Here is a 24154-nt window from a genome sequence, read left to right on the forward strand (position 1 = left end):
GGCCCGAGGACGGGGCCCGGGCCCCGTCCCCGGGTGGTGAGGGACTAGTTGCCGCCGAAGCGGGGCGTGTGCACGGGGGCGAGTGTTATGTGCACGGCCTGCGAGTCGGTGTAGAAATCGATCGACCGGTAGCCGCCCTCGTGCCCGAGGCCGGAGGCCTTGACGCCGCCGAACGGGGTGCGCAGGTCCCGCACGTTGTGCGAGTTCAACCAGACCATGCCGGCATCGACCGCCTGGGCGAAGTTGTGGGCGCGAACGAGGTTCGTGGTCCAGATGTACGCAGCCAGCCCGTACTTCACACCGTTGGCCAAGGCGAGCGCTTCGGCATCCGTTTCAAAGGGAGTGATGGCAACAACCGGGCCGAAGATCTCTTCCTGAAAGATGCGGGCGGTGGGGGCGACATCCGCGAAGACCGTGGGGGAGACATAGTTGCCCTCCGTTAGGCCTTCCGGGCGGCCGCCGCCGGCGAGCAGTCGACCCTCGGTTTTGCCGATTTCGACGTAGCTCATGACCTTGGCGTAGTGGTCGGGGTGTACGAGCGCGCCGACCTCGGTTTTCGGGTCGTGCGGGTCGCCGACCACGATGCTCTGCGCGCGGGCGGCGTAGCGGGCGCAGAAGTCGTCGTAGATGGAGCGTTCGACCAGAATGCGGCTCGACGCGGTGCAACGCTCGCCGTTGAGGGAGAACACGCCGAACAGGGTCGAGTCGATCGCGGCGTCGAGGTCGGCGTCGGCGAAGACGACGGCGGGCGACTTGCCGCCGAGTTCCATCGATATGCCCTTGAGGTTCGCGGCGCAGTTGCGGTAGATGGTCTGGCCGGTCGTGGTCTCGCCGGTGAAAGAGATGAGCGGCACATCAGGATGCTTGACCAGCGCATCGCCGGCCTCCTCACCGATGCCGTTGACCAGGTTGAAAACCCCGTCGGGCACGCCGGCGGTGCGAAAGATCTCGGCCCAGAGGCTCGCTGACAGTGGGGTGAATTCGGCCGGTTTCAGCACGACGGTGCAGCCGGAGGCGAGCGCGGGGGCGAGCTTCCAGCTCTCCAGCATGAACGGGGTGTTCCACGGGGTGATCAGCCCGGCGACACCGACCGGCTTGCGGTTGACGTAGTTGATCTGCCGGCCCGGCACCTTGTAGGTGTCGTCGACCTGCGCCACGATCAGGTCGGCGAAGAAGCGAAAGTTCTCGGCCGCGCGCTGGGCCTGGCCGAGTGCCTGGGTGATCGGCAGTCCGGTGTCGAAGGTCTCCAGCTCGGCGAGCCGGGCGTCCTGCGCCTCGACGGCGTCGGCGATCGCGTGCAGCACGCGGGCGCGGGCGCGGGGCAGCATGCGCGGCCAGGGGCCGTTGTCGAAGGCATCTTTCGCTGCGGCGACGGCTCGCGCAATGTCGGCCTGCTGGCCGGCGGCGGCGGTGGCGTAAGTCTGGTTCGACACCGGGTCGAGCACGTCGAAGGTTTCGCCTCCGACACTGTCGACGAATTCTCCACCGATGAAATGACGGATGCTGGTGGGCAGGTCGGCGGGGACGTAGTGCGTGGTCTGGACAGACGTCTGCGTCATAGTCAGGCTCTCTTTCTCGGGGACGGTTCGGATGGTGTGTGGGGGTGATGCGATTTCTGGTACGTGAGGAAGGCATCCAGTGTGCCGGTGCGGTGGGCGCGCGCGGCCAGCTCGAGCGTGAGCGCGTCGGAGCCCGATTCGATCAGCTGCAGCAGGTTTTCGTGCTCCGACACGGAGTCGCGGGCGCGGCCGGGTACAAAGCTGAAGGTCGAGTCGCGCAGCACTTTCATGCGGTTCCACCCGCGGTGCACGAGATCGAGGATGTGCGGGTTCGGGCAGTTCTCAAACAGGATCGAGTGAAAGTCGAGGTTCAGTTCGGTGAACCGGTGAGGGTTCAAGTCTTCGAGGGAGGCGGCCATGGCCTGGTTGACCGAGCGGGCGCGTTCGATGTCGGCGGCCGTGATGAACGGTGCCGACAGCGCGGTCGCGACGCCCTCGACGACACTCAGGGTCTGCATCGTGTAGAGATATTCGGTCTCCTCGAGCATGGCGACCTGCGCGCCGACGTTGCGCTCGAAGGTGACCAGTCCCTCCGCTTCGAGGCGACGGATTGCCTCGCGCACCGGTACGACGCTCACGCCGAGCTCCCTGCCGATTGCGCCCAGGACTAAACGGTAGCCCGGCGTGAACGTTCCGTCGGAGATGCGCGCCTTGACCCACTGATAGGCGAGTTGCGACTTGCTGACCGACGGCGCTGTTACTGCAGCCATTGCTGGTACCGTCCCTTCCACTTCGCGTTCATCGGGTACAGCCCGTCGACGCCCTCGCCGGCGGCGACCATCTCGGCGATGAAGGTTTCCTCGCGCTCCTGCTCGATCGCGTCGGCGACGACCTCCTCGATCAGGTGCGGCGGAATCACCAGGATGCCGTCGGCGTCGCCGACGATCACATCGCCCGGCTGCACGGCCGCGCCGCCGCAGGCGATGGTGAGGTCGGTGTCCCACGGCACATGCTTGCGGCCGAGAACGGCAGGATGCGCGTTGGCGAAGTAGGTGGGCATTTTCAGGGCGGTGACGGCGGCGACGTCGCGCACCCCGCCATCCGTCACCAGGCCGGCCGCGCCGTTCACCTGGGCGCGGAGGGCGAGGATGTCGCCGACGGTGCCGGTGCCGGTCTCGCCGCGGGCCTCGATCACGAGCACATCGTCGGGGCGGAGGGAGTCGAAGGCGCGCTTTTGCGCGTTGTAGCCGCCGCCATGCGAGATGAAGAGATCCTCCCGGTTGGGAATGAACCGCAGGGTGCGAGCGAGACCGACCAGGCGCACGCTCGGCCGAGTGGACTGGAGCCCGTCGATTGAGACGTTGTTCAGGCCGCGCTTGCGCAGCTGGGAGCTGAGCGTGGCCGTGCCGACCGAGTTGATTTTCGCTTTGAGCTCGTCGGTCAGAAGTGTCTTCGTGGGCAGTCCGGCCGCTTTGGCCGATCCCCACGCCTCGGCCCGTTGCAGATCGTCGATCTTCGGGCCGGCACCGTATTCGGCCATGGCGATCGAGCCGGCGACGACGGGCGTGACCAGTCGCCCGGTGCTGGGCGCGCCGGGCGCGGTGGGGGCATCCACTTCGACCTCGACCACGTCGCCAGGCTGCACGACGGAGGAACCGGCGGGGGTTCCGGTGAGAATCACATCGCCCGGTTCGAGGGTCATCAGCTGGGAGAGGTCGGCGACCAGACGGCCGAACCCGAAGGCCAGGTGCGCCGTGGTGTCGTTCTGCACCAACGCGCCATTGACCCACGTGCGCACCCGGAGGGCATCCGGTTGAATGTCTGTGGCGTTGATCACGGTCGGGCCGAGCGGGGTGAAGCCGTCGCCGCCCTTGGACTTCAGATTTGAGCCCTTGTCGGCGTAGCGCAGGTCGTAGACGCCGAAATCGTTGGCGGCGGTGACGCCGGAGACGGCCGCCCAGCCCTGCTCCGGGGTTACCCGACGGATGCTGTGGCCGATGATCAGGGCGATCTCGCCCTCGAAGGCGAGCAGTTCGGTGCCGGCCGGGCGTTCGATCGGGGTGCCGGAGGCGCTCACCGAGCTGCCGGGCTTCAGGAAGTATGACGGCTGTTCCGGCGTGCGGCCGCGCTGGGCAATGCGGGAGGGATAGTTGAGGTGCAGGGCGATCACCTTGCCGGGGGTGCCGGTGAATGGTGCGGGGTTCTGCATGTGATGTCCTCTCGCTGCGCTACGTGTGTATTTGAAATCATATACGATCAGTCGAAAGATGCAACCCCTTCTTCAGCGTGAGGGTGCGCCGTTACGCCCCAACCGTGCGCCGGTCGACAAGCCGGCCCTAAGGTTCGCGCGTAGCGTGGCCGCGCACCACGCCAGCATGATCGTTTCCGTGATGTTGAGCTGAACCACAAGCGCTCAGCGCCCCTGTTGGTGGGCGCAGCTAGGCTATTACCGTCAGATAGACGGGCAGACAAAGTATTGGGAGATGCAATGACGGTTGTTACCGAAGCGCCAACGAACGAATCCGAGCTGCTCGCTCGCGTCCCGAACCAGCTCTACATCAACGGCAAGTGGGTCGCCGCCACCGGCGGCCGCACCCTCAATGTCACCGACCCGGCCACCGGCCGCGTCATCAAGACCATCGCCGACGCGAGTGTGGCCGACGGCACTGCAGCCCTCGACGCCGCCGACGCCGCCCAGGCCGACTGGGCTGCGACGCCGGCCCGGGTGCGGGGTGAAATTCTGCGCCGCGCCTTCGACCTGCTGCAGGAACGCAAGCAGGAGTTCGCGCTGCTCATGACCATCGAAATGGGCAAGCCGCTGCCCGAGGCGCTCGGCGAGGTCGCCTACGGCGGCGAATTCCTGCGCTGGTTCAGCGAAGAAGCGGTGCGCATCAGCGGCCGCTACGGCACCAACCCCGAGGGCACCGGTCGTATGATCGTCACCCAGCATCCGGTGGGCCCGTGCTTTCTGATCACCCCGTGGAACTTTCCGCTCGCCATGGCGACGCGCAAAATTGCCCCGGCGCTCGCCGCCGGCTGTACCGTCGTCGTCAAGCCGGCCGCGCTCACCCCGCTAACCACCCTGCACTTCGTGGCCCTGCTCGAAGAGGCTGGCCTACCCGCGGGCGTCGTTAACGTCATCACGACGTCGCAGTCCGGCGCGGTGTCCGAACCGATCATCGCCGACCCGCGCCTTCGCAAGCTCAGCTTCACCGGGTCGACCGCGGTCGGCAAGTCGCTGATCAAGCTCTCCGCCGAGAACGTGCTGCGCACCTCGATGGAGCTCGGCGGCAATGCACCGTTCGTCGTCTTCGCCGACGCCGACCTCGACAAGGCCGTCGATGGCGCGCTCATCGCCAAGTTCCGCAACATCGGCCAGGCCTGCACAGCTGCCAACCGCTTCATCGTGCACGAGTCCGTCGCCGCCGAATTCGCCCGCCGCATCACCGAACGCGTTGAAGCGTTCCAGATCGGCCGTGGCACAGAGGCCGGCATTACCATCGGCCCGCTGATCGATGGCAAAGCCGTCGCCAAGGCCGATTCCCTGGTGCAAGACGCCCTCACCCGTGGCGCGACCCTGCTTACCGGCGGCGCCGCCATCGAGCGCGAGGGAACCTTCTATGCGCCCACGGTACTGACCGACGTCAAGGCCGGCAGCGATATTCTGCGCGACGAAATCTTCGGCCCTGTGCTGGCAATCAGCACGTTCACCGACGAAGCGGATGCCGTGCGCCTCGCCAACGACACCGAGTTCGGCTTGATCAGCTATGTGTTCACGACCGATCTCGCGCGCGGCCAGCGCATGATCGAGAAGCTACAGACCGGCATGATGGGCCTGAACACCGGTGTCGTCTCCAACGCCGCCGCACCGTTCGGCGGCGTCAAGCAGTCCGGCCTCGGCCGCGAGGGCGGGCTCGAGGGAATCCAGGAGTATCTCTCGACGAAGTACACGCTCACGCCGACGCCGTAGAGCCGTGAGCTGCGGCAGGGTGCATCCGTTTCGCCCTCGAGGAGAGAAATAGAGGAGTAAGTGGTTTCCCGCCCCGGGAAGGGCCACAGCAAGCGACGTCGGGTTTGCTGCTGTGGCCCCTTTGCTCGAGCGGGTACCGCAACCGAGTCGAAGGAAACTCACTATGCTGGTGCGCGCGGAGGTTGACACCCGGAGTGTCCGGCCGAAGCGCCCCTGCCCGGTTCGTGTTTCGGCCCGAAGGACCCACACTCACGTGAGCGCACCCACCGACGATGACGCGGCTCTGGCCCGCGCCTTTCAGGACGGTGATGAGCGTGCCCTCGCTGCGGCTTACGCGCGCTGGTCGCCCCTGGTCTTCACGATCGCCGTGCGCTCCCTCGCCAATGCGGCTGACGCCGAGGACGTCACCCAGAAGGTGTTCATTGCCGCCTGGCGGGGGCGATCCGGGTTCGACCCGGCCCGTTCCCGCCTGCCGGCCTGGTTGATCGGAATCACGAGGCATGTGGTCGCCGACACCCACGAGGCCCGTAGCCGACAGCGACGGCTAGAAGAGTCCATCGCGGCGACCATCCCCGCCCATCGGGTCGACGACAGCGTGAGCGTGGTCAACCGGGTGCTGGTCGGCGACGAAATCGACCGGCTCGAACCGGTGCCACGGCAGGTGATGCGCCTGGCCTTTTTCGACGATCTCACCCAGGTGCAGATCGCCGACAGTCTCGGGCTGCCGCTCGGCACGGTCAAGAGCCACATGCGGCGCAGCCTGACCCGCCTCCGCACCCGGCTGGAGGTGTCCGATGACTCCTATTGATGGCGCCCACATTGCCGCGGACGACCTGCACCTGCTCGCTCTGGCCGAACAGGGCGCCAGCGTCGGCGAGCGTGCCCACCTCGCTGCCTGCGCCGAGTGCGCGGAGGAGTACCTCGCCCTGCGGCAGGTCGTGCAACTTGGTCGTGCCGCCGGGTCCGATCCGCTGCTCACGCCGCCGGCGGGTGTCTGGGCGGGCATCCATGCCGAGCTCGGGCTGAGCGATACTGTGCGCAGACCGCCGTCGTTCGCGAGCACCCCTGAGTTGATGGATGCTGCGCCCCCGCCCCGCGCATCCGCTTCGCCGGTCGTCGCGTCCCTGCCGGTCGAATCGACGCCCGAATCGTTGAGCGCGCCAGCACCGGTTCGCCTGCTGCCCCGCCGCCGCTGGGTGCCGTTCGCGGCGGCCGCCGGCGTGATCGGCCTGGTCGGCGGCATCGCCATCGGTGTCGCGAGTACCACCGGCCCGCCGCCCGAGCAGGTCGTGGCCGAAGCAGCCCTGGACGCCCTGCCCGGCTGGACCGCGAGCGGCTCGGCCCGGGTCGAGCAGGCCGCCGACGGCCGCCGCTCGGTTGTGGTCGACCTCGACGCGGCAGCCATCCCGGGCTCGGGCCTGCGCGAGGTCTGGCTGCTCAAAGCGGATGCCTCCAGCCTGGTCAGCATCGGTTTCCTCGACGGTTCCACCGGCCGCTTCACCATCCCGGCGAGCGTCGACCTCACCCAGTACCCGCTGGTCGACGTGTCGGCCGAACCCGCCGACGGCGACCCGGCCCACTCCGGTGACTCGATCGTGCGCGGAGCGCTGCACAGACTCTGATTGCGAAATACTTGCTGCCGATGCATCCGAAACGCGCCCGGCCGGAGAAGTTGTTACCAGGAAGGCACAGCCGCCTTCCGTAACGACCCACTGGAGGTAGCAATGCGCAAGTCCCTCGCCGTCGGAATCTCCGCCGGCCTTCTCGTCGCCCTCGCCGGGCTCGCGCCGGCGCAGGCGGCCGTGCCGGCAGCATCCGCTTCGCCGGGTACGGCATCCGTCTCGGTGCTGCACGCCATTCCCGGGCTGACCCTCGACATCTCGGTCGACGGCCGCGTCGTCGTCGACGACTTCATGCCGGGAACCCTGCTCGGCCCGCTGAAGATCGCGGCCGGCACCCACACCGTCGACATCTCCGCGTCGAACCCGCTCGAGGTGGGCGTGGGCGCGAACGGCGTTCCGCTGCCCGCGATTGCGATCAGTGGTTCAACCACCGTGACGGTCACGGCCAATCGAAGCTTCACGGCCGTGGCCCACCTGAGTGACGCCGGCCTCCCCACCGCAACCCTGTTCAACGACGACACCACGCCGCTGGCGCCCGGGCAGGGTCGCCTGACAGTGCGGCACGTTGCGGCCGCACCCGCCGTTGACGTGCTCGCGAACGGCGCGGTCGCCGTCGCCGGCCTGACCAACCCGTCGCAGGCCGTGCTCGACCTGCCGGTCGGCTCAATCAGCGCCGTCGTTGCCGCCGCCGGAACCACCGCGCCGCTGCTCGGCCCGGCCGACGTCACGATCGCCCCGCGCACCAACACCATCGTCTATGCCTGGGGGAGTCTCGCCGACAGCAACCTCGCATTGTTCGTGCAGACGGTGCGCACGCGGGCCGCAGCGCCGGCATCCGTTTCGGTGCTGCACGCCGTTCCGGGCGTCATGGTCGACGTCTACGTCGACAACACCAAGGTCATCGACGACTTCGAACCCGGCACCCTTACGAAGACGTTCCGAATTCCGGCCGGCAGCTACACCCTCGCCATCACCGCAGCGGATGCCCCCGACGCGAGCGCTCCGGTGATCGGCCCGGTCGATCTCGTGGTTGCGTCCGGTATGAACTACACGGCTGTCGCCCACCTGAGTGAGGCCGGAGTTCCGACCGCTGCCCTGTTCACCAACGACACCTCGGCGCCCGGCGCCGGCCAGGGTCGGCTCACGGTTCGTCACGTCGCGGCCGCACCCGCCGTGGACGTGCTGGCCAACGGTGCCCCGGCCATCACCGGTCTGACCAATCCGAACGAGTCAGTGCTCGTGCTGCCGGTCGGCACCATCTCGGCTGCGGTTGCCGCTGCCGGAACGACCGCAGCGCTCATCGGCCCGGCCGATGTGGTCATCGCCAAGAGAACCAACACGATCGTCTACGCCTGGGGCAGTCTCGCCGACGGTACCCTCGCGCTCGCCGTGCAGACGGTGGCCACGAAGTAATCCGAGCCACACGTGCAGCAGAACTCCCGCAGGCTTCGGCCTGCGGGAGTTCTGCCTTTCACTAGACTTTGCGGATGCCTCTGATCGCGATCGACGACCTGAGCGACCCGCGACTTGTCGACTACGCCCACCTCACCGATGTCGCGCTCAAGAAAGCCCGCGGCACCGAGCACGGCCTCTACATCGCCGAATCGGCCCTTGTGCTTGAGCGCGCGCTGCGCGCAGGTCACATTCCGCGGTCGGTGCTGGCGCTCGGCAATACGGCTGATGAAGCACTCGCGGTGCTCGGCGACTACGCGGCCGAGGTTCCGGTGTTCGTCGGCCCAGGAGAAATGCTCGCCGACCTCACCGGGTACATTCTGCATCGCGGCCTGATCGCGTCGATGAACCGGCCCGCGCTGCCCAGCGCCGACACCCTGCTAGCCGGTGCGCGCCGCATCGTGATCCTCGAAAACGTCTCGGACCCGACCAACGTCGGCGCCATCTTCCGCTCGGCCGGTGCCATTGGAGCGGATGCAATTCTGGTCACACCGCGCTGCTCCGACCCGTTCTACCGCCGCGCCATTCGCGTGTCGATGGGCACGGTGCTGCAGGTGCCGTGGACCCGCGTCGGGGACTGGACCGACACCCGCGCCCTGCTCACCCGGCACGGCTTTCACGTGGCCGCCCTCGCGCTGACGCCCGATGCGGTCAGCCTGCGCGACTTCGACGGCACCAGCCACGAGCGCCTGGCCCTGCTGCTCGGCGCCGAGGGGGAGGGGCTCACGCCCGATGCGCTCGCCGCGTCGGACAGCGTCGTGCAGATTCCGATGAAGCACGGCATCGACTCGCTCAACGTCGCCGCAGCGAGCGCCGTCGCGATGTGGGCGCTGTCCGGGTAACGCTCGGCGGGCATCCGCTCACCGTCCGGTGGGCACGCGCCCGCCGAGCGGGCCTAGGCTGGGGTCATGAGCAATGAGGCTGTCATCATCGACGTTCTGCGCACCCCCTCGGGCCGGGGGAAGCCCGGGGGAGCCCTCGACGGCATCCATCCGGCCGACCTCCTGGCCACCGTGCTGCACGAACTGGTCAACCGTAACAACCTCGACCCGGCACTGATCGACGACGTCATCGGCGGCTGCGTCAGCCAGGCCGGAGAACAGGGGAACAACGTGACCCGCACCGCCCTGCTCAGCGCCGGATTTCCGCACACTGTACCCGGCACCACCATCGACCGCCAGTGCGGGTCCAGCCAGCAGGCCGCCACCTTTGCCGCCCAGGCCGTGATGAGCGGCAACGCCGACGTCGTCATCGCCTGCGGCGTTGAATCGATGAGCCGGGTGCCGCTCGGTTCCACGGCCGGCGGACAGGACCCGTTCGGCACCCTCATGCACGAGCGTTACCCCGACGGCCTGGTCAACCAGGGAGTGTCCGCAGAGCTCATCAACCAGAAATGGAATCTCGGCCGCGACGCCCTCGACAACTACGCGGCCCGCTCGCACCGGCTCGCCGCAGCGGCCGCCGAACGAGGCGACTTCGGTGGCGAAATCGTGGCCGTCACCCGGCCAGACGGCAGCGTCTTCAGCGAGGACGAAACCATCCGCCCCGGCACCTCGCACGCCGGGCTCGCCAACCTGCGCCCCGCCTATCGCACCGACGCGCTCGCCGCCCGGTTTCCGAAGCTTGGCTGGCATGTCACGGCCGGCAACTCGTCCCCGCTCACCGACGGCGCCTCGGCGACCCTGATTATGAGCGCCAAGCGGGCCGCGCAGCTCGGCCTGAACCCCCGCGCCCGCTTCCATAGCTTCACCGTTGTGGGAAGCGATCCGATGCTCATGCTGACCGGCGTGATTCCGGCGACCCAGCGCATCCTCGCGCGGGCTGGCCTCGGCATCGACGACATCGACGCCTACGAGATCAACGAGGCGTTCGCGAGCGTGCCGCTGGCCTGGCTGCGCGAGACTGGTGCTGATCCCGACTGCCTCAACCCGCGCGGCGGTGCCATCGCCCTCGGCCACGCGCTCGGTTCCTCGGGCACCCGACTGCTTGGCACCCTGCTCAACCACCTCGAAATGACCGGCGGTCGTTGGGGCCTGCAGGCCATGTGCGAGGGCGGCGGCATGGCCAATGCCACCCTGATTGAGCGGCTCTAATGCGCGATTTCGCGATTGTCACACCTTTGATGGAAAGGCTCTAATGCAGATTGACGGATGCTCCGCCCTCATTACCGGAGGCGCCTCCGGCCTCGGCTTGGCCTGCGTTCGCACGCTGCACGAGGCCGGGGCCTTCGTGGTGCTGCTCGATCTGCCGGGCGCGCCCGGCGAACAAATCGCGGCCTCCCTAGGCGACCGCGCCCGGTTCGTAGCCGGCGACGTCACGAGCGCGGGCGACGTGCAGAGTGCCGTCGACGCCGCAGTGGTGCACGGGCCGCTGCGCATCGTGATCAACTGTGCCGGCATCGCGCCCGGCGCTCGCACAGTCGGCCGCGACGGCCCACTGCCGCTCGAGGACTTTGAGCGGGCCATCCGCATCAACCTCGTCGGTACCTTCAACGTCGTGCGCTTGGCCGCCGCCGCAATGCAACGCACCGAACCCGCGGGCAACCAGGACCGTCAGGGCGGCGCTGAACGCGGCGTCATCGTGAACACGGCCTCCGTCGCCGCATTCGACGGTCAGATCGGGCAGGCTGCCTATGCCGCGTCCAAGGGCGGCGTCGCAGCGATGACCCTGCCGCTGGCTCGCGAATTCGCGCAGAGCCTGATTCGGGTGATGTCGATTGCACCCGGCATCTTCGACACCCCCATGCTGCAGGGGCTGCCGCAGCCGGTGCGGGACTCCCTCGGCGCCCAGGTGCCGCATCCCTCCCGGCTCGGTGACCCGACTGAGTTTGCTTTCCTGGTGCGGCATATCATCGAGAATCCCATGCTCAATGGAGAAACTATCCGTCTTGACGGGGCGATTCGGATGCAGCCGAAGTAGTCAGCCCGCCGGCGATGGCCTGCAGGGCGCTGACGTGCACGCGCATGGCTGCCCGGCCACTTAGGGTCGCCCGAAGCCAGGTGCGCGGACGGTTGGCCACGTATCCCTTGCGCACGCCAACATAGCCCGCCGCCCTAAGGGTCGCGATGGCCTTGCTGAGCGCCGAATCGTCGGTCTCGAGCAACTGGCGCAGCGTCGCGAAGTCGATCTCGGCTTCAGGCCCGAGCGCGGCCATGAGCGAGAAGCGCAGGGGGGTCAGCAGCGCGTCGTCGAGCCCATGGCGCGGATGGCGCCGCTCGGTCATGACCGTGCGCCGCGAACGGCCGCGACCACCAGCGGCGCGGCCACGAGCATTCCTCCGACCACGCCGACCAGCGGCGTGTTCCACGGGGTGCGGGCGAGCACGACGGCCAGGGTGACCAGCAGGGTGAACGAGAGGGCGTAGGCGGTCCATTCGCGGGTGCTCCACGCGGCTCCGAGGCTGGGCAGTCCCCAGCGGGACGAGAACAGGGCGAGCAGCACGATCAACACGGTGATGAGGCCGAGACCGGTGAGAGCGAACCCGTTGAAGGCCGCGAGCATGCCGGTGAGTCCGAGATAGAGGCCGAGACTCGCGGTCATGATCCGGGCGGGCCGGCCCGGTTCGGTGTGTGCGACCGTCGTAGCTGGCGGGTCCGCCCGGCGGGCCGATTTCAGGCCCAACCAGACCATTGGAACGGCCGGTGCGGCGGCAGCGACGAGGTTGAAGCCCCATGGATAGCTCACGCCGAAAACACTCAGCACGGCAAGAGCGAGGAACGGAATCAGCCCAATCAGGGTGAAGACGAGGGAAGGCCGATGCGCGCGCAGAACGCGCACCCGATCGCGCACTCCCATGACCAGCTGCGTGAGTACGAGAAAGGGAATGAGTAAGACGTTGGCGTAGGCATAGCCGCCAGATGCTGCTCCCGACACAGCCTCCTGCGTCTGGTTGCCGAACAGCAGCAGGAATGCGCTGATGTAGATGAACATCGCAGCCGCGATACCGCACTGCGTCCGGGCCAATACCCGATGGTCGACAGCGCCGTCGGCCCGGGCGCTCGCGACGGCGCCGGCCTCGAGCAAGCGCGCGGCTCCCGCTGCATCGAGACGGTCCGTGTCGTTCGGCTTCATGGTGGTTCCTCGCTTCACGCCGGTGCAGCGAGCGGGTGCCGCGCCATGGCTCTGCTGGAAGGCTAGCAGGTACTTTCCAAATAGAAAGTAACGCGTGACCGGCGTTACCCTGCGGTTAGGCTTGTAGAAACGACTCGTCAGGGGGCACGACCGCAGGGCAGTGATATTCGGCGCGATTTTCGTTTTGTCCGGGTTCGCCTGTGGCATCGTTTACGCGGTCTGGCTGTCCCGCGCCAACGCCGGGGTCGTGATCCCGCTGATGCGCACGGCCCCGACCCAGCCACGGGCATCCACTTTGTTGAATATCGGTGCGGTCGTCCTGGTGATCTGGGGTGCCAACCTCATGACGGCCGAGGTCGGCCCCTGGGCGTTCGTGCTGCTCATCATCGCCGTTCTGGTGCCGTTCAACCTCGTGCGGTTCTGGCATAATCGGCAGGTCGCTGCAGGCGTACAGCGCTGATGGAGCTTCTGCTCGGCGTCGTTCTCATTGCTATCTCGACGGCCCTCGGTCTCGTGGAAGCCTCGAGGATATCGGGGCCGAACCGTGGCTCGGGAACCTTCGTGAAATTCAAGGGGCGCCAGCGGCTTCCAGCATTGGTCTGGAGAATGCTCCAGATCGCACTCCTGGTCTCCGGCGTCGGGATCCTGCAGAACGAGCTTGGTGAGTGGGCCTATCTGATTTTCGGGATCGTTCTCGTTCTGCCGCTCATCTTCGGCTTGTGGCGCAACGCGCGTCGGCCGGCTGACGCCTGATCAGGCCCGCAGTGCAGACGGCTGCTGCTGCGTGATGCAGTGGATGCCGCCGCCGCGCGCGAACAACGGCCGCGCGTCGACCGACACGACCCGTCGCCCCGGGTAAGCGGCGGCGAGCAGGTCGCGGGCTATGGCATCGGCCCGTTCCTCACCGAAGCTGCAGGCAATGACGCCGCCGTTGACCACGAGGTGGTTGACGTAGTTGTAGTCGACGAAGCCCTCGTCGTCGCGCAGCACGGCGGGCGCCGGCAGATCGATAATGGTGAACGAGCGCCCGGCCGCATCGTGTTCGGCGGCCAGGAGGGCCCGGAAATCGCGGGTCAGCGGGTAGTCGGGATGCCCTGGATCGTTCTGCGCGTGCAGCAGAATCGTGCCCGGCGACGAGATCGTGGCGACCATATCGATGTGCCCGCGGGTGCCGAACCGGGCTTGGTCGCGGGTGAGACCGCGCGGCAGCCAGACGACGTGCTCGGCACCGATCGTGCGGCGGAATTCTGCTTCGACGTCGGCGGTCGTGGTGCCGGGGTTACGTCCGGGGTCAAGCTGCACGCTCTCCGTCGCCAGCACTGTGCCCGCGCCGTCGACGTGGATGCCGCCGCCCTCGTTCACGAGCGACGACGTTACGAGGGCTGCGCCGGCGGCATCCGCTACAAACCGACCGACCGACTCGTCTTTGTCCCAGCTGGCCCAGTCCTGGCCGCCCCAGCCGTTGAAGGTCCAGTCGACGGCGCCGAGCCGGCCATCCGCGTCGTGCACGAAGCTCGGACCGATGTCGCGCATCCAACTGTCGTTCAGCTCGGCTTCCACGACCTCGATCTCGCTACTCAGATAGCGGACAGCGTCGGCGCGGGCGGCCGGGTCGACGACCATGGTCACCGGCTCGAAGTCGGCGATCGCATGGGCGACGGCGGTCCAGGTGCGGCGTGCCTCGTGCGCGTCGGCTGCGGTGTCCCCGAGGGTGTAGCCGCCAGCCGGAAAAGCCATCCAGACCCGGTCCTGCGGCGCGGTTTCGGCCGGCATGCGCCAGGTCATGCGCGCGCCGATCCAAACGGATGCGCCGGGTCGACCGCCGCCGTCAGCGCCGCGTAGCTGTCGGGCCGGCGGGTGGACAGGAATGGGAACAGGGTGAGCCACTCCTCGCGCTGCGTCAGATCGAGGTCGGCCACGAGCGCCACGGATTCGCCGCGCGGTGCCTGCACCAGCACGCGTCCGAACGGATCGGAGATGAACGAGGAACCGTAAAAGGTGAGGTCGCCCTCGTCGCCGTGCCGGTTGGGCACGACCATGAACAGTCCGCTGGTGATGCCGTTGGCCACGATGACCTGCTGCCAGATCGGCTGGGTGTCGAACTTCGGAAAAAGCGGCTCAGAGCCGATCGCGGTGGGGTAGGCGAGAATCTCGGCACCGCCGAGCCCGTACAGTCGGGAGACTTCGGGAAACCATTCGTCCCAGCAGGTCGGCAGACCGAGGCGGGAACCCGCCACCTCGTAGACCGGGTAGGCGTCTTCGGCGGGACCCGGCCGAAAATAGGTGTCCTCGTAGTACCCCGCCGTGACCGGAATGTGCGTTTTGCGGGTGCGGCCGAGCAGCTCGCCGGTCGGCGATACGAGAATGGCCGTGTTGTAGCCGCGCGGGTCGTTCGGTTCGTCGGTGTCAGCCGGCCGTTCGAACAGGGACGCGTGCACGATGACATTGTGCAGCCGCGCCTGGGCCGCGGCGAATTCGTAGGTGGGGCCGGTCAGGAGCGGCTCGGAATCCGCTTTGGGAATTCCTGTAGCCCGCACGTTGCCGGGGTATTTGCTGAGGGTCAGTTCGGGCAGAAAGACGATGCGCGCGCCGGCTTCAGCCGCCAAACGGATGCCGTCGGCCAGCTCTGTCTCGAGCGTCGCCGCCTCGGCGTGCCAGCGATGCTGCACGAGGCCGACGCGCAGGGGGAGGCGGTCGGGCTCGCTGGCCCGGGTGGGCGACGCGGGGCTGGACGGGGCCTCGATCAGGCGCATGCGGTTCTCCTGTGAACTCTAAGCGGTCAACTACCTGCTTCAAACTATATGGTCCCGTTACTCCGCGGCGTGCGCCTCCAGAAACGCGTACACCTCGGAGTCGTCGACACCCGGAAACGTGCCGGACGGCAACGGCGACAGAACGTGCGCGTGCAGCCGGGCGCTCGGCCAGGCCCGGCCGGCCCAGCGCGCGGCGGCATCCGAGTTGGGGCGGCGGCAGCATGACTCGTCTGGACAGCGTGACACCGTGCGTTGGGTGGTCTCGCGCCCGCGAAACCACTTGGCCTGCGCGAACGGAACGCCGACGCTGATCGAGAACTCGCCGGCATCCGTTGACCCGGTCTGGGTGGCCGACCAGAACGTGCCGGCGGGGGTGTCGGTGTACTGGTAGAACTCGGTGGTGCGGTTGGTGTGGGTGAAGGCGCTGCGGGCGCTCCACTGCTTGCAGACGTACTGGCCCTCGATCGACCCGGTGACGTCGACCGGAAACGGTAGGTCGTCGTTTTCGTACCCCTTCTGCAGGGCGCCGTCGCCGTTGACCCGCAGAAAGTGCAGCGTCATGTCGAGGTGACTCGTGGCGAGGTTGGTCAGGCGCAACGCTGCCGCCTCGTGGGTGACGCCGAAGGTGTCGCGAAAGTCCTCGACCGACAGCTCGCGTTCCTGCTTGGCGTTGGAGAGAAAGGCGACGGATGCCTCGCGCGGCATCAAACACGCCGCCGCGAAATAGTTGATCTCAAGTCGTTGCCACAGGAACTCGGCGTAGCTGCCCGGCCGTTCGTGCCCGAGCAATCGGTGGCCCATCGCCTGCAACGCCATCGACCGCAGTCCGTGCCCGCCGGGAATCGAGGCCGGCGGCAGGTAGATGCGGCCGTTGGCGAGGTCGGTGACCGACCGGGTGGAGTTGGGCAGATCGTTCACGTAGATCAGGTTGAAACCGAGCTGATCGGCCATAACGCTCACCTCGCGGTGCGTGAGCGCGCCGGAGATGTGGCCGCTCGCGCGCACCCGTTCCTCCACGAGCTCTTCGATGGCCGGCAGGTAGTTGCCCTGCTCGCGCATCCGCTCGCGCAATTCCGTATTGGCGCGGCGGGCCTCCTCCGGGGTGGCGATGGCCTCGCTGGCCCGGCGGGACAGCTCGCGGTGCAGGCCGAGCAGCGATTCGATCGCGGGCAGCGGCATCCCCTTGGTCACTTTCACGACCGGCAGGCCGAGCGCGCCGTAGAGCGGATTCTTCTGCGCCCGGTCGAGTTCGATCTCGAGCGCCGCCCGATTGTTCGGCGCTTCCCGGCGCAGCAGCTCGGCCAGGTCGACCGACAGCGCGGTCGCGAGTTCCTGCAGCGTCGAGAGTTTTGGCTCCCGGCGGCCGTTCTCGATCAGTGACAGCTGGCTGCCCGCGAGACTGACCCGCTCACCGAGTTGGTCGAGCGTGAGGCCGCGTTCGCTTCGAAAATGGCGGATGCGATGGCCGAGGGTGATCAGATCAGAAGCTTGAGGCGACATTCCTTAACAATATCTAAAGAATGAACATTCTTAACTGGCAATATCGCCGGTTCTCGTCTGCAGAGGGGAGCATCCTTGATTTGTGGCCGAAATTATGGCCGTACGCAACGTCAAGTAAGCAACGCAGCCCGACGTTCCATAAATTTGCACCTACCCGAACAACCGGAAAGGCCAGAATATGACTCTCACCAACTCTTCCCTCCAGACCAACGGGGATGCGTACCCGTCGCGTACGGACAGCACCGACCCCAACCTGCAGGCTTGGGTCGATGAGGTTGCTCGCCTGACCGAACCCGACGCCATCGTCTGGTGCGACGGTTCCAAGCGCGAGGCCAACGAGCTCTCCAAACTGCTCGTTACTTCAGGCCAGCTCATCCGTCTCAACCCGGAATGGCGCCCGAACAGCTTCCTCGCCCGCACCAACCCGAAGGACGTTGCCCGCGTCGAGAACCGCACCTTCATCTGCTCCAACGATGAAGCGGATGCCGGCCCCACCAACAACTGGGCCGAACCGTCGGCCATGCGCGCCGAACTGCGCGGCGTCTTCGCGGGCAGTATGCGCGGTCGCACCATGTACATCGTGCCGTTCTCGATGGGCCCGCTCGGCGGCCCCATCTCGCAGCTCGGCGTCGAGATCACCGATTCCCCCTACGTCGTGCTCAATATGGGCATCATGACCCGCATGGGCGAGACCGTACTGACCATGATCGAAGATGGCGACCCGTGGGTGCACACCGTGCACAGCGTCGGCTACCCGCTCGTTGACGCGTCGGGCATCACCCGTCCCGACATCGAATGGCCCTGCAACGACGACAAGTACATCGTGCAGTTCCCCGACACCCGCGAGGTCTGGTCCTACGGTTCCGGCTACGGCGGAAACGCCCTGCTCTCGAAGAAGTCCTTCGCCCTGCGTATCGCGTCGGTCATGGGCCGCGACGAGGGCTGGCTGGCCGAGCACATGCTGCTCATCAAGCTGATCTCGCCGGAGGGCGGCGTGTTCCACGTGGCCGCCGCGTTCCCGTCGGCCTGTGGCAAGACGAACCTGTCGATGCTGCGCCCGACCGTTCCCGGCTGGACGGTCGAGACCATCGGCGACGACATCGCATGGCTGCGTCAGGGCGAAGACGGCCGTCTCTGGGCCATCAATCCAGAGGCCGGCTTCTTCGGAGTCGCCCCCGGAACCGGTGAAACCACCAACCCGACCGCCGTCTCCACCATGTGGGGCAACACCATCTTCACCAACGTCGCCCTGCGCGACGACGGAGATGTCTGGTGGGAAGGCCTCACCGACAAGGCTCCCGAGCACCTGATCGACTGGCAGGGCAAGGACTGGACGCCCGACTCCGGCCGTACCGCCGCCCACCCGAACTCCCGCTTCACCGTTGCGGCCGCCCAGTGCCCGTCGATCGCCGACGACTGGGAAGCTGCTGGCGGCGTGCCGATCGACGCCATCGTCTTCGGCGGCCGTCGCGCCACCAACGTTCCGCTGGTGGCGCAGGCCCGCAGCTGGAAGCACGGCGTGTTCATGGGCGCGACGATCTCGTCCGAGAAGACTGCCGCTGCTGACGGCATCGTCGGCGAGCTGCGCCGCGACCCGTTCGCGATGCTCCCGTTCTGCGGCTACAACATGGCCGACTACTGGGGTCACTGGCTCAAGGTCGGCAAGGAACTCGGCACCAACGCCCCGGCGATCTTCCAGGTGAACTGGTTCCGCAAAGGCCCCGATGGCAGCTTCATATGGCCCGGATTCGGCGAGAACTCGCGGGTTCTGGAGTGGATGATACGCCGCATTCAGGGCCGCATCGACGCCGTCGACACCCCGATCGGCCTGCTCCCGGCCGAGGACGGCCTGAACCTCGACGGTCTCGACCTGTCCAAGGAAGCCGTCGACCAGCTCTTCGCCATCGACAAGACCAGCTGGCTCGCCGAGTGCGACTTGACCGAGGAGTACTTCGACAAGTTCGGCGACAAGGTGCCGCCGGCACTGCGCGCCGAGCTCGCGAGCGTGCGTTACCACCTCAAGGACTAGTCCCGGCAGCGCGAAACGGCCCCGCCACCCCTGGTGGCGGGGCCGTTTCGCGTCCCCACCGCGGTCGGGGCCCGGGCCCCGTCCCTGGGCCCAGTTTATAAACTGGGCCCAGGGACGTAAGGTGGGCCCCACCACGGGGATGCTCGTCAGCACGCCGCCTCGCTCGACGACAGCCACGGTCGTAGGATGCGAGCATGCATGACGACAGCGCACTCGTCGAGGCCCGGATGAATCGGTTTGTTCGCGAACGGCTGCAGCCGGCGATCTATGGGGCTACCGCGCCGCTCACGGTCACGGCCTGGGTGGCGCCGGGGGAGCCAGTCTCGTTTGCGGAGGCCGTCTCGCATCCGTTCACGCCGTTTGCCGTGGGCGAGGCGTGGGGGCGGCCCTGGGGCACGGTGTGGTTTCACCTGACGGGAACGGTGCCGCCCAAGTGGGCCGGCCTGGCCGAAACCCGCATCGAGGTCGTGGTCGACCTCGGGTTCACGGTCGCCGTGCCGGGGTTTCAGGCCGAGGGCACGGCCTACAACCCAGACGGGCGACTCCTCAAAGGCGTCGAATCGCTGAACCGTGCCGTCACGGTCACCGGCGAAATTGTCGATATGTACATCGAGGCGGCCGCCAACCCCAATATCGCCGCCGACTTCAGCTTCACCCCCACCCCGCTGGGCGACCTCGCCACCGCCGGCACCACGCCGCTCTACACCCTGCGGCAAGCGGATGTCGCAGCGCGCGACACACAGGCCTGGCACCTTCTGCAGGACGTCGTAGCGCTAGACGGCCTGCGCCGCGAGCTGCCGGCCGCCTCGCCCCGACGGGCGAACATTCTGCGGGCGCTGGAACGCTGCCTCGACCTTCTCGACCCCGACGATGTCGGCGGCACGGCGGCGGTTGGTCGGGCCGCCTTCGCCGACGTGCTCGCGAGCCCGGCGAATGCCAGCGCGCACCGGGTGCACGCTGTCGGGCACGCGCACATCGACAGTGCCTGGCTGTGGCCGGTGCGGGAGACGGTGCGCAAGGTCGCGCGCACCTTCTCCAACGTGCTCGACCTGATTGACCGGTACCCCGATTTCGTGTTCGCCGCCTCGTCGGCGCAGCAATACGCCTGGCTGCAGGACGGCTACCCTGAGCTGTTCGAGCGGGTGCGGCGGGCCGTCGCGGCCGGCAACTTCGTGCCGACCGGCGGAATGTGGGTCGAATCCGACACGAACATGCCCGGCGGTGAGGCGTTGGCGCGGCAGTTCGTGGCGGGCAAGGGGTTTTTCCTGCGCGAGTTCGGGGTAGAACCACTCGAGGTCTGGCTGCCGGACTCGTTCGGATACTCGGCGGCGCTGCCGCAGATCGTGCGGGCCGCCGGCAGCCGCTGGTTTCTCACCCAAAAACTCTCCTGGAACGACACGAACGTGTTTCCGCACCACAGCTTTCTCTGGGAGGGCCTCGACGGCAGCCGCATCTTTACACACTTTCCGCCGGTCGCCGACTACAACGCGCAGCTCTCCGGGCTCGAACTGGCCCGGGCCGAACGCCTCTACAGCGAAAAGGGTGTCGCGAACACCTCGCTCGTGCCGTTCGGCTGGGGCGACGGCGGCGGCGGACCGACCGAGGAGATGATCGCCGCCGCCCACCGCACCGCGTCCCTCGAGGGATCGCCCACGGTCGAGCTGTCGAGTCCGCGGCGGTTCTTCGAGGCGGCGGAGGCCGATTACGCGGCGCCACCGGTCTGGTCGGGGGAGCTGTACTTGGAGTTTCACCGCGGCACGCTCACCTCGCAGGCCCGCACCAAGCAGGGCAACCGGCGCTGCGAACACCTACTGCGGGAGGCCGAGTTATGGGCGACGACGGCATTCATTCGGTCAGGAGCGGAGTATCCACGCGCGGCACTCGAAAACGCGTGGCAGACGGTGTTGCTGCAACAGTTTCATGACATTCTTCCGGGATCGTCGATCGCCTGGGTTCACCAACAGGCCGAGCGTGAGTATGCGCGGGTCGCGGGGGTGCTCGAAGGGGTGATCAAGGCATCCGTTCGAGCGCTGTGCGGACCAGGCGACGACGCGATTCTGCTGAACGCGGGGCCCTACGCCCAGGAGGGTGTGCCCGCACTTTGCGGTGTCACGCAGGTTGCGGATTCCCTTCTTGGCGCCACGATCGCGCGCACCCCCGCCGGCTGGGTACTGTCGAACCGGCACGTGCGCGTGACCATCGACGCCGACGGTCTCTTCACTTCGATCTACGATCGCCACGCCGAGCGCGAGGTCGTGCCGACCGGAGCCAGGGCCAACCTGCTCACCCTGCACCGCGACACCCCCACCCAGTGGGATGCCTGGGACATCGACACCCCCAACGCACGCCTGTTCGAGGCGCTCACCGACGCCGAGACGGTGGAGCAGCTCGACCACCTGCCCCACGGTCAGGTCGGCGTTCGCGTCACGCGGCGCTTCGGTGCCTCGACTATCACCCAAGACGTCACCCTGGCGCAAGACTCGAGTGCCATCGACCTCACGTTCAACATCGACTGGCACGAGCGCCAGAAACTGCTGAGGCTAAACTTCGCGCTCGAGGTCGCCGCTGACCGGGCCGCCTCCGAGATTCAGTTCGGCCATATATTCCGTCCGACGCATGCAAACACCTCGTGGGATGCGGCCCGCTTCGAAACCGTCGCCCACCGCTGGGTGCACGTCGGCGAACCCGGCTTCGGAGTGGCCGTCGCCAACGATTCCACCTACGGGCACTCGATCACCCGCACCGTCTTCGCTTCAGAAGCGGATGCCGCACCCCGCATCGGCACGACCGTGTCGCTCTCCCTGCTGCGCGCGCCGCTTTTTCCCGATCCGACCGCCGACCAGGGGCGGCACGAGCTACGCGTTGCTCTGCGCGTGGGCGCGAGTATTCCCGACGCGGTATATGAGGGCTATCGACTGAATCTGCCGATCCGCACCGTAACCGGCGTCGGTTCCACGCCAGTGGAGCCGCTATTCACTGTCGACAACCCGGCCGTCGTGATCGAGGCGGTGAAACTCGCCGAAGACGGCAGCGGCGACGTCATCGTGCGGGTCTACGAGGCGCACGGTACCCGGGCCCTGGCCCGCGTCATCCGCTCATTCGACGCGACCGAAATGTTCGAGACCGACCTACTGGAGCGCCCGGTCATCTCGGCCGCCGTCATCGAGGCCGATGACGCCGCCCTGACGCTGGAGCTGCGCCCGTTTCAGCTCGTCACTCTGCGCTTTCGGCGCACGTAACCCCGGTAGATTTCGCGACACGCAGTAATCGCGCGTCAATCTGTGCGGCGTGTCGCATATTTACCGGTAAAAAATACCGGCATGGCGGGCTAGACCAGTAGTTGGTGTTTTGCTAAGTCGCGATAGAGGGGGGTCGAGACGACGAGCTCGGAGTGCGTGCCGACGCCGACGACCTGGCCGTGGTCGAGCACCACGATCTGGTCACTGTCGACCACGGTCGACAGGCGGTGCGCGATCACGATCAGGGTGCGGTCGGCCGCGACGGCGTCGATGGCCTCCCGCATCATCTGCTCGTTCTTGCCGTCGAGGCTCGAGGTGGACTCGTCGAGCAGCAGAATCGGTGGCGCCGCGAGCAGCGCCCGCGCGATCGCGAGCCGCTGGCGTTCGCCACCGGAGAGTTTCACTCCCGATTCGCCGACCGCAGCCCCGAGTCCGGCCGGGTCGCGGTCGAGTACCTCGCCCAGGTTGACCGCGTGCAGCACGGTGATGCAGTCCTCGTCGGTGGCGTCGGGGGTCGCGAGAGTGAGGTTGTCCCGCAGCGACCCGGCGAGCACCGGGGCGTCCTGTTCGACGTAGCCGATCTGGGCGCGCAGCGCGGTGCGATCCAGCGAGCGGATGTCCAGCCCGCCCAGTCGCACGGTGCCGTCCGAAACGTCGTAAAACCTCTCGATCAGGGCGAGGATGGTGCTCTTGCCCGCGCCGCTCGGCCCGACGAGCGCCGTGCGCAGTCCGCGCGGGGCAGCGAAAGAAACGCCGTTGAGCACCGGCCGCGGGTCTGTTGACGGGGGAGCGGTCTCGATATCGGCGGCGGCAGCATCCGCTTCGTTGGAATCAGCGTCGACCGGAGCGACCGCATAGCCGAAGTGCACGTTCTCGAAGCTGATCGCGGCGGCTTCGGGGCGCACCTTTTCGTTGGCGGCGCCGACCGTCATGGCGAGCGGGGCGATGTCCCGGTCGAACTGGTCCTCGGCGGGCAGGTCGATGATCTCCTGGATACGGCCGAGCGCGCCGAGCGCGGAGTTAACCGAGGTGATCGCGCCGAAGAACTGTCCGAGCGGCATGATCATCATGAACAGAAACAGAATGAACGCGACCAGGTCGGCGATGGTGATGGCGTCGCTCGCGACCCGAAAACCGCCGACGCCGAGCACCACGAGAAACGACACCTGCATGGCGATGCCGGCGATCGGTACGACGAGGGCGCTGATCTTGGCAACCTTGATACCCATGCGCCAAGCGCCGCGGGCGTCTTCCTCGATCACGGCGACTTCACGGTCGGTGGCATTGGCGGCGCGCACGGTGCGAATGGCGCTGATGGCGCGTTCGACGCTGGCCGCGAGGTCGCCAACCTTCACCTGGGCGGCCGTGCTGGCGGTGCGAATGCGGCGGGACAGCAGGATGACGGTGACCACCGACACTGCGATGACGAGCACGGTCAGGCCGAGCAGTACCGGGTCGATGATGAGCATCGCCACGAGTGCGCCGATGAAGGTGAGCGACCCGCCGATCGCTTCGACCAGGCCCTGGGTGAGTACCGCGCGCAGCAGGGTGGTGTCGCTGCCGACGCGGGAGACGAGGTCTCCGGTGCGGCGGGCGTCGAATTCGCTGATCGGCAGTCGCAGCAGTCGCCCGACCAGTTTGCGCCGGCTGGAGAGCACGACGCCCTCGCCGGTGCGCTGCAGCAGATAGTGCTGGTAGCCGCTGATCAGGCCCGAAATGACCACGAGCGCAATCAGCACACCAACGAGCGACCCGAGTGGGTCATTCGCCTGCACGATCGTGATGACCTGGCTGACGAGCAGCGGCTGGGCCAGGCTCGCGGCGGCGCCCAGCACGCTCAGAACGATGACGACGCTGAGCACCTTTTTGTGCTCGAACAGGTAGGGCAATAACTGGCTGAACGTGGCGCGGGGACCGGCGGGAACGGGTCGGCCGCGTCGGCCGCGCGGTGTCTTCCCGGCGCTCGGGGAAGCGGATGCAGCAGCGGATTCGGGCACACGGGTAGCGGTAGTCACCAGA

General features: G+C 67.4%; 20 protein-coding genes and 1 pseudogene. 12 read left to right on the plus strand and 9 right to left on the minus strand.

The features are described 5' to 3' along the window. Positions 1 to 44: 44 nt before the first annotated feature. From hpaE to CXY78_RS12905, 3 genes are read right to left on the minus strand one after another with little or no spacing between them, the layout of a single operon-like run. Complete coding sequence (gene hpaE / locus CXY78_RS12895; RefSeq protein WP_104089654.1) at positions 45 to 1559, minus strand: 5-carboxymethyl-2-hydroxymuconate semialdehyde dehydrogenase; 1515 nt, start codon at positions 1557 to 1559, stop codon at positions 45 to 47. A gap of 2 nt (positions 1560 to 1561) precedes the next feature. After that, positions 1562 to 2269 carry a GntR family transcriptional regulator gene (locus CXY78_RS12900; protein ID WP_092339077.1) on the minus strand — a complete coding sequence of 236 codons (708 nt, stop codon included), beginning with the start codon at positions 2267 to 2269 and terminating at the stop codon, positions 1562 to 1564. Beyond that, entirely contained in the window at positions 2257 to 3708 is a 1452-nt protein-coding gene (locus CXY78_RS12905; RefSeq protein ID WP_092339075.1) for a fumarylacetoacetate hydrolase family protein, read from the minus strand. Before CXY78_RS12905 ends, CXY78_RS12900 begins: the two co-directional genes overlap by 13 nt. 279 nt (positions 3709 to 3987) lie before the next feature. Between CXY78_RS12905 and CXY78_RS12910 the strand changes: the two genes are divergently transcribed. The 8 genes and pseudogenes from CXY78_RS12910 (at position 3988) to CXY78_RS12945 (ending at position 11462) form a co-directional block, all read left to right on the plus strand. Further along, positions 3988 to 5469, plus strand: a complete 1482-nt coding sequence (locus CXY78_RS12910) for an NAD-dependent succinate-semialdehyde dehydrogenase (protein ID WP_104089656.1) — start codon at positions 3988 to 3990, stop codon at positions 5467 to 5469. A 253-nt stretch (positions 5470 to 5722) separates the two neighbouring features. Then, complete coding sequence (locus CXY78_RS12915; RefSeq protein WP_233197362.1) at positions 5723 to 6277, plus strand: RNA polymerase sigma factor; 555 nt, start codon at positions 5723 to 5725, stop codon at positions 6275 to 6277. Next, positions 6264 to 7091 (plus strand): anti-sigma factor, encoded by an 828-nt coding sequence (locus CXY78_RS12920; protein ID WP_104089658.1) that lies wholly within the window; start codon positions 6264 to 6266, stop codon positions 7089 to 7091. Before CXY78_RS12915 ends, CXY78_RS12920 begins: the two co-directional genes overlap by 14 nt. Positions 7092 to 7193: 102 nt before the next feature. Then, a pseudogene (locus CXY78_RS22135) lies at positions 7194 to 7670 on the plus strand (DUF4397 domain-containing protein); the annotation flags it as partial. 213 nt (positions 7671 to 7883) lie between these two features. Further along, the gene (locus CXY78_RS22140) at positions 7884 to 8504 is read left to right on the plus strand and encodes a DUF4397 domain-containing protein (RefSeq protein WP_369827313.1); all 621 of its coding nucleotides are present in this window, start codon (positions 7884 to 7886) and stop codon (positions 8502 to 8504) included. 74 nt (positions 8505 to 8578) lie between these two features. After that, positions 8579 to 9385 carry an RNA methyltransferase gene (locus CXY78_RS12935; protein WP_104089660.1) on the plus strand — a complete coding sequence of 269 codons (807 nt, stop codon included), beginning with the start codon at positions 8579 to 8581 and terminating at the stop codon, positions 9383 to 9385. 66 nt (positions 9386 to 9451) lie between these two features. Beyond that, positions 9452 to 10636 (plus strand): thiolase family protein, encoded by a 1185-nt coding sequence (locus CXY78_RS12940; protein ID WP_104089661.1) that lies wholly within the window; start codon positions 9452 to 9454, stop codon positions 10634 to 10636. Between the two features lie 43 nt (positions 10637 to 10679). After that, positions 10680 to 11462 carry a 3-hydroxyacyl-CoA dehydrogenase gene (locus CXY78_RS12945; RefSeq protein WP_104089662.1) on the plus strand — a complete coding sequence of 261 codons (783 nt, stop codon included), beginning with the start codon at positions 10680 to 10682 and terminating at the stop codon, positions 11460 to 11462. Here CXY78_RS12945 and CXY78_RS12950 read toward each other — a convergent pair. Next, a complete protein-coding gene (locus CXY78_RS12950; protein WP_092339061.1) occupies positions 11422 to 11766 on the minus strand; it encodes a transcriptional regulator in 345 nt (114 codons plus the stop codon). The genes CXY78_RS12945 and CXY78_RS12950 overlap by 41 nt on opposite strands. Further along, positions 11763 to 12614 carry a hypothetical protein gene (locus CXY78_RS12955; RefSeq protein ID WP_104089664.1) on the minus strand — a complete coding sequence of 284 codons (852 nt, stop codon included), beginning with the start codon at positions 12612 to 12614 and terminating at the stop codon, positions 11763 to 11765. The genes CXY78_RS12950 and CXY78_RS12955 overlap by 4 nt, the downstream gene beginning before the upstream one ends. A 160-nt stretch (positions 12615 to 12774) precedes the next feature. On the opposite strand from CXY78_RS12955, the gene CXY78_RS12960 reads away from it, so the two are divergent. Further along, entirely contained in the window at positions 12775 to 13074 is a 300-nt protein-coding gene (locus tag CXY78_RS12960; protein WP_104089666.1) for a hypothetical protein, read from the plus strand. Then, complete coding sequence (locus CXY78_RS12965; RefSeq protein WP_104089668.1) at positions 13074 to 13367, plus strand: hypothetical protein; 294 nt, start codon at positions 13074 to 13076, stop codon at positions 13365 to 13367. Before CXY78_RS12960 ends, CXY78_RS12965 begins: the two co-directional genes overlap by 1 nt. Here CXY78_RS12965 and CXY78_RS12970 read toward each other — a convergent pair whose 3' ends face one another. The 3 genes from CXY78_RS12970 to CXY78_RS12980 are packed head-to-tail and all read right to left on the minus strand — an operon-like array spanning position 13368 to position 16867. Further along, positions 13368 to 14399: an agmatine/peptidylarginine deiminase gene (locus CXY78_RS12970; RefSeq protein WP_104089669.1), complete on the minus strand. Its 1032-nt coding sequence runs from the start codon at positions 14397 to 14399 to the stop codon at positions 13368 to 13370. Further along, positions 14396 to 15367 carry a nitrilase-related carbon-nitrogen hydrolase gene (locus CXY78_RS12975; RefSeq protein WP_092339051.1) on the minus strand — a complete coding sequence of 324 codons (972 nt, stop codon included), beginning with the start codon at positions 15365 to 15367 and terminating at the stop codon, positions 14396 to 14398. Before CXY78_RS12975 ends, CXY78_RS12970 begins: the two co-directional genes overlap by 4 nt. 57 nt (positions 15368 to 15424) lie before the next feature. Beyond that, the gene (locus CXY78_RS12980; protein WP_092339050.1) at positions 15425 to 16867 is read right to left on the minus strand and encodes a helix-turn-helix domain-containing protein; all 1443 of its coding nucleotides are present in this window, start codon (positions 16865 to 16867) and stop codon (positions 15425 to 15427) included. A gap of 178 nt (positions 16868 to 17045) precedes the next feature. Here CXY78_RS12980 and CXY78_RS12985 point away from each other — a divergent pair, with 178 nt between their 5' ends. Further along, positions 17046 to 18896: a phosphoenolpyruvate carboxykinase (GTP) gene (locus tag CXY78_RS12985; protein WP_104089670.1), complete on the plus strand. Its 1851-nt coding sequence runs from the start codon at positions 17046 to 17048 to the stop codon at positions 18894 to 18896. A 194-nt stretch (positions 18897 to 19090) separates the two neighbouring features. Beyond that, positions 19091 to 22135, plus strand: coding sequence for a glycoside hydrolase family 38 C-terminal domain-containing protein (locus tag CXY78_RS12990; protein WP_104089672.1), 3045 nt, complete (start codon positions 19091 to 19093; stop codon positions 22133 to 22135). A gap of 89 nt (positions 22136 to 22224) precedes the next feature. On the opposite strand, the gene CXY78_RS12995 is transcribed toward CXY78_RS12990, so the two are convergent. After that, on the minus strand, positions 22225 to 24150 hold the full coding sequence (locus CXY78_RS12995; protein WP_369827307.1) for an ABC transporter ATP-binding protein: 1926 nt from the start codon (positions 24148 to 24150) through the stop codon (positions 22225 to 22227). Positions 24151 to 24154 lie beyond the last annotated feature (4 nt).

This window comes from Cryobacterium sp. N19, from assembly GCF_002929595.1.
GTDB classification, from domain to species: domain Bacteria; phylum Actinomycetota; class Actinomycetes; order Actinomycetales; family Microbacteriaceae; genus Cryobacterium; species Cryobacterium flavum.